The 5,423-nt window shown below is 51.1% G+C and carries 6 protein-coding genes and 1 pseudogene; all 7 read right to left on the reverse strand.

Translation table 11 applies throughout. The features are described from left to right. A pseudogene (locus tag Q0117_RS03820) lies at window positions 1-622 on the reverse strand (virulence factor MviN); the annotation flags it as partial. Between the two features lie 81 nt (window positions 623-703). Then, the gene (galE, locus tag Q0117_RS03825) at window positions 704-1,693 is read right to left on the reverse strand and encodes a UDP-glucose 4-epimerase GalE (RefSeq protein ID WP_297922761.1); all 990 of its coding nucleotides are present in this window, start codon (window positions 1,691-1,693) and stop codon (window positions 704-706) included. 52 nt (window positions 1,694-1,745) lie between these two features. Then, the gene (locus Q0117_RS03830; protein WP_297922764.1) at window positions 1,746-2,600 is read right to left on the reverse strand and encodes a DNA ligase; all 855 of its coding nucleotides are present in this window, start codon (window positions 2,598-2,600) and stop codon (window positions 1,746-1,748) included. Then, complete coding sequence (locus tag Q0117_RS03835) at window positions 2,590-3,951, reverse strand: 3'-5' exonuclease (protein WP_297922767.1); 1,362 nt, start codon at window positions 3,949-3,951, stop codon at window positions 2,590-2,592. Before Q0117_RS03835 ends, Q0117_RS03830 begins: the two co-directional genes overlap by 11 nt. Continuing rightward, the gene (locus Q0117_RS03840) at window positions 3,875-4,060 is read right to left on the reverse strand and encodes a hypothetical protein (RefSeq protein ID WP_297922770.1); all 186 of its coding nucleotides are present in this window, start codon (window positions 4,058-4,060) and stop codon (window positions 3,875-3,877) included. The genes Q0117_RS03835 and Q0117_RS03840 overlap by 77 nt, the downstream gene beginning before the upstream one ends. A gap of 146 nt (window positions 4,061-4,206) precedes the next feature. Next, complete coding sequence (locus Q0117_RS03845; RefSeq protein WP_297922775.1) at window positions 4,207-4,620, reverse strand: hypothetical protein; 414 nt, start codon at window positions 4,618-4,620, stop codon at window positions 4,207-4,209. Then, window positions 4,577-5,404: an enoyl-ACP reductase FabI gene (gene fabI / locus Q0117_RS03850; RefSeq protein WP_297922778.1), complete on the reverse strand. Its 828-nt coding sequence runs from the start codon at window positions 5,402-5,404 to the stop codon at window positions 4,577-4,579. Before fabI ends, Q0117_RS03845 begins: the two co-directional genes overlap by 44 nt. Window positions 5,405-5,423 lie beyond the last annotated feature (19 nt).

Here is a 5,423-nt window from a genome sequence, read left to right on the forward strand (position 1 = left end):
CTGCCGCGACGCAGATTAAATTTACCGCCGTAGCGATGATTACGATCGCGATAGCCTTATATCCCAAAAGTAGCGCAGGCACCGCAGCTAGCGGTAGAGCGATCGTGCGAAAGATCCCAATTAGCTTGATAAATACGAAATTCTCATGCGCCGTAAGGATCGACGAATAGATGCTAAAAGGAAAGCTAATCGCTAAATTTGCAGTTAGTAGCATTAGCATAATGCGAATTTCGCCCATCTCGCTAGCGCTTAGCTTAGCGCCAAAAATCGCGTGCAGATTGGCTAACAGCGCAGCTCCTGCAAGCACGATCACCGCGCTCATTACCAAATACACGCTAAAGATCGTGCCGTGCAGCTTATGCATGCACTCCACTTCGCCACTCGAGGCGTATTTGGCGGTATAGACCGTCACGGCGTTGCCGAAACCCAAATCCAAAATCGCCAAATAGCCAATAACGCTGCTAGCTAAAGAATACAGCCCAAACTCGCTCTGCCCCAGCGCCCGCAGAAAAAACGGCGTATAAACCAAAGTAAGTATCGTAGAAACAAAGATATTTACATACGATAGCACGACGCCGAGCTTGCGCTGTGCGGCTTCGGGGGCGTTTAGAATTTTAAGCAAACAAGGCTTCCTTTTGCTCGCCGCTATTAAACGCGGCGAAGTAAAATTTTAAAATTTCAAATCGCACTTTCACGCTAGAACCTAGAGCTTCTTTTCCCAATTAAGCGCGCTTAGAATGATCTCATCCAGGCTCTCGTGCTCAGGCCGCCAAGAGGTTTTGGTGCGAATTTTATCCGCGTTTGAGATGAGGCAGGCAGGATCACCGGCTCTACGCGGAGCAATTTCTACTTTAAAATCCACGCCGCTTACTTTTTTAGCTTCATTAACGACCTCTTTTACGCTAAAGCCCGTGCCGTAGCCTACGTTAAAGACCGCGCTATCGTTACTTTGCAGATAATCAAGTACCGCCAGATGCGCGCTTGCGAGGTCCTCTACGTGGATGTAGTCGCGTATGCAGGTGCCGTCCTTGGTGTCGTAATCATCGCCGAAAATGCTCATCTTATCGCGTTTACCGACGATCGTTTGGGTCGCAACCTTGATAAGATGCGTCGCGTTCGGGTAGTTTTGCCCGATCGTGCCGTCGCTTGCGGCTCCTGCGACGTTGAAGTAGCGCAAAATTCCATATTTAAAATTTGGATTTGCCGCTGCCGTATCTTTTAGCACCCACTCGACCATCAGCTTGCTTCTTCCGTACGGATTGATCGGATTTTGCGGAGTTTCCTCGCTTACTTGCGGGATGTCCGGCTCGCCGTAGGTCGCCGCAGTGGAGCTAAAGATAAAGTCTTTCACGCCGTATTTGTTCGCAAGCGCGATCAAATTCATCGCGTTGGCGGTATTGTTTAGATAGTATTTTAGCGGATTTTGCGTGCTTTCAAAAACCTCGATAAACGCCGCAAAATGAATGATCGCATCAAACTTCTCGCGCTTAAAAAGCTTCTCGATTGCGGGGGTGTTTTCTAGGCTCTCTTGTACGAACTCAAACTCGCCTATCTTGCGAAGCGCCTCGATCGCTCGCATCGAGCCCTTGCAAAGATTATCCAGTATGACGACGTCGTGGCGGTTTGCTTCTAAAAGCGCCTTTGCGACATGGCTACCGATGTATCCCGCGCCGCCGGTGATTAAAATTTTCATCTATTCTCCTTCGGATCAAATTTATCAAAATACTCGATTATAGCCCCTTAGATTAAATCGCTGGTCGCACGCGCAAAAATACGGGAAAGCGCGGCTTTTTCTCGCGGGTTAGGTTTTGGTATTGATAGGTGATGATCGTGCCTACTTTAGGCGGATTCGCCCGCATCTCGTCGCTAAAGCCCGTGCCTACTTTAAATTTCGCTCCGCTACGTAGATCCACGCAGCTAAGCGAGCCCATCTTGCCCTCGTTTTTGCCGTAGCCGGGGTTGATTTTTACGACCTTGCACTCGCTATCGTGCATCTTTTTATATTTTAAAATTTTATCGCTGCGCCCGCTTTCATAAAGCGCGTTTGGATCGCGCAGCACGACGCCTTCGCCGCCTGCTGCGATGACGCGATCAAAATACGCCTGCACGTCGGCGTGCGTGCTTACCGGGGTTTGCTGCACGATGAGTAAATTTTGCGCGCCGCTTGAGGCGATAAAATTTCTTAAAATTTCCATCTTCGCGCTTAGGTTTTTCTGCTCCTTCGGCAGGTCGAATGCGTAAAATTTCACCCTGCTCCAGCGCTCATCGGGCACGCTAGAAGAGACGATCGATACGAGCTGTTCAAACTCTCCGCGCGCCGTGTATAGCTCGCCGTCCACGAAAAATGGCGGAAAGCCCGCGCTCCAGCCCTCGGGGGCGTTTATGATCTTGCCGCGTCTGGAGCGCAGATTTTTGCCGTCCCAGATCGCGCGCACGCCGTCTAGCTTCTCGCTAACGACCCAGCCCGTGATATTCATGCCCGGGATATATTCTTTAAGCAGCATCGGTTTAAATTTAGCCTCGTCCGCAGCCGCGCCGCAAAGCAAAAACAGCGCGCCAAAAACCGCGCCTTTTAAAATTTTAAAAATTTCACTTCGCATATGCCGCTAACTCCCTTTCTATAAAGTCGCAAAAAACGGGCGTGTAGCTCATGCCCGCGCACTCTTTTTGCAAAAATTCTCCCATCACCGCGATGTAATTTAGATAATCGTCCTTGGTGATCTTGCCGCGCAAAAGCTCGTATTTTAAAAACAGCCAGTAGGTGTTGAGCACGTCGGATCTGCAGTACTCGTCGATCTTGGCCTGCTCGCCTGCGTAATACAGCTGTAAGACTTGATCGCCGTGCACGTCGTATTTGCCGGGAAGGCCCACGCTAGCGCAGATATGATCGAGCTTGAGTCCGCGAACGGCGCCGAAATCGCTGATGTGATCGAGAAGATCCAGATGAAACCGCCCGTCGTAGCGGCTGCGGTAGTTCTCCCATTTGCTCTTGTTGTTATCGCGATCGTTCGTCTCAAAATACGCCGCGGCGCTTAGATCGTAGCACATCGCGCGCGCCATAATCATCGGTAGATCGAACCCGCGCCCGTTGAAGCTCACGAGCCGCGGATTAAAATCCTCGATGAAAGTTAGGAATTTAGCGATTTTATCGCGCTCGTTCTCGCCATCAAGCGTCGAGACGCGCAAAAATCTGCCGAATCCGTCCGCCATCACGGCGCTAATGCTAACGACGCGGTGGAAGCAGACGGGCAGGAATTCGCTGCCGGTTTTTTCTTTGAAAATCTCCATCGCCCTAAGCGAGAGCAATTTGTGGTTTAAAATTTTGCTTTTATCCGCGTTAAAGATCAATTGCTCGCCGTAAATTTTAAAATTTAGCGCGTTTAACGCGGCGTCTTGCGCGGAATTTGAAGCGTGATTTTCGCTCTTTGAGCTTTGGGATGCGGAGCTTTGTAGCGCAGAGCTTTCCGCTGCAAAATTCTGAGGCGCAGAGCTTCGGGGCGCGGAATTTTCTACCGCGGAGCCCTGTGCTGCGGAGCTTTGAGGCGCGGTATCGTCGTAGGTTAAATTTAGCGACGCGGAATTTTTAGACGCCGTATTTTGCGGCGCTAAATTTTGCTCTGTGGAATTTGATGCGGAATTTTCGCTCGCAAAATTTCCCTGTGCGGGATTTTCAGCGGAATTTTCACTCGCGAAGCTTTGAGGCGCGGAATTTTGCTCGGAATTTTCTATTTTAAAATTCTGCTCCGCCGCATTTACAGCAAAATTTAAAGACGCGTTTTGTTTCTCGCCGCCGATCTTTTGCGAGAGCTGCGCGTCAAGAAGCTTTGCGAAGCTTTTTTTATCGAAAGGCTCAAAGCAGTCCGCGATCGCATCCTCATCCAGCACCCGCACCAGCGCCGCTACGTCTGGGATCGTCTCGCAGTCGAATACGCAGATATAATCCTTTTTCATCAAGCTCCTTCCTGGCGGTTTTACCGCTTTTTTCAAAAACGGCTCTGAAATAATTCTCTATCTCCATGCCGTTTTTAGGTATGCTCGCTAGATCGAGCTCCTTGCTCATCCGAGGTTTTCATTGCCGCTTCCAATCTTAAAATTTTACGCTGCCGCATTTTTGCGGCAAAAGGGGCGTGCGCGGAGGCGCGGCAAATTTCGCTACCGCTCGCTGCGGCGCAATTACCGTGAGCAAAAGCGCGCCGGTCGTTAAATTTATCTTTCGATCAAGCGCCTGATATCGGGCAAAAGCTCGCCGGACGCCTCGCAAATCCTGCTTCGCAGCACGCTAAAATCGCCGCAGTAATCGCCCAGAAGCTGCAAAATGTCGCCTCTGATGGCTTGTGAGCGCTCGCTCAGAAGCAGCTCCTGCAAAAGGGCGAAAATTTCGCTCTCATGCGCCAGCGTGCAGCCGTAGTAGGGATCAAGGTAATAATCTAGACACAACAAGAGCGAGGCTTTCTCGGCCTCATCATCACCTCGCAAAATGGCGGCGATGCCCTCTATGCCGCCCTCTGCTATGGCTTTGTGCCTAGCCTCGTAATAGACCGTGCGCGCGCCAAATTTTGCCCTTTTTGCACGCCGCTTATTCGGCCTTAGCCGCATCCCACGCAAGGATCGTCTTACCATCGGCGTCGGTCACCACGTCGCACATGCCCATGATGTTGCAGCCGCAGTCGACGTAGTGAACTTCGCCTGTCACGCCGCTAGCAAGGTCGCTGAGTAGATACATCGCGCTTTTGCCTACGTCTTGAGTCGTGACGTTGCGCCTGAGCGGCGCATTGATCTCGTTGTAGCGTAAAATCATCCTAAAATCGCCTATTCCGCTTGCGGCAAGCGTTTTGATCGGGCCTGCGCTGATAGCATTTACGCGGATACCGCGCGCGCCAAGATCGTGAGCGAGATAGCGCACGGAGCTTTCAAGAGCCGCTTTTGCGACGCCCATTACGTTGTAGTGAGGCACGAATTTCGGCCCTCCGAGGTAGGTTAGCGTGAGCACCGAGCCGCCCTCTTTTAGTACCGGCAGCACCGCGCGAGTAAGGCTTAGTAACGAATACACGCTCGTGCCCATCGCAATGTCAAAGGCTTCTTTGCTCGTGTTTACAAACTCGCCCTCTAGCGCTTCTTTCGGCGCATAGGCTACGGCATGCACGACAAAATCAATCTCGCCCAGATCTGCTTCGATGCGATCCGCAAGACCGTCCAAGTGAGCTGGGTTGTTTACGTCAAGCTCATAGACGAATTTGCTTCCAAACTCCTTTGCGATCGGCTCTACGCGTTTTTTTAGCGCGTCGTTTAGGTAGGTAAACGCCATCTGCGCGCCCTGCGCGTGACAAGCTTCGGCGATGCCGTAAGCGATGGATTTGGCGTTAGCGACGCCGACGATGAGGCCTTTTTTGCCTTTTAAAATCATTATTTCTCCTTTCTATTTT

Origin of the sequence: uncultured Campylobacter sp. (assembly GCF_937997535.1) — a bacterium.
GTDB lineage: Bacteria > Campylobacterota > Campylobacteria > Campylobacterales > Campylobacteraceae > Campylobacter_B.

What these genes read in the sequence shown, in the direction of transcription:
- galE (WP_297922761.1), bottom strand. Translation starts at nt 1,693, where the DNA reads ATGAAAATTTTAATCACCGGCGGCGCGGGATACATCGGTAGCCATGTC.
- Q0117_RS03830 (WP_297922764.1), bottom strand. Translation starts at nt 2,600, where the DNA reads ATGCGAAGTGAAATTTTTAAAATTTTAAAAGGCGCGGTTTTTGGCGCG.
- Q0117_RS03835 (WP_297922767.1), bottom strand. Translation starts at nt 3,951, where the DNA reads ATGAAAAAGGATTATATCTGCGTATTCGACTGCGAGACGATCCCAGAC.
- Q0117_RS03840 (WP_297922770.1), bottom strand. Translation starts at nt 4,060, where the DNA reads ATGAGCAAGGAGCTCGATCTAGCGAGCATACCTAAAAACGGCATGGAG.
- Q0117_RS03845 (WP_297922775.1), bottom strand. Translation starts at nt 4,620, where the DNA reads ATGGTAAGACGATCCTTGCGTGGGATGCGGCTAAGGCCGAATAAGCGG.
- fabI (WP_297922778.1), bottom strand. Translation starts at nt 5,404, where the DNA reads ATGATTTTAAAAGGCAAAAAAGGCCTCATCGTCGGCGTCGCTAACGCC.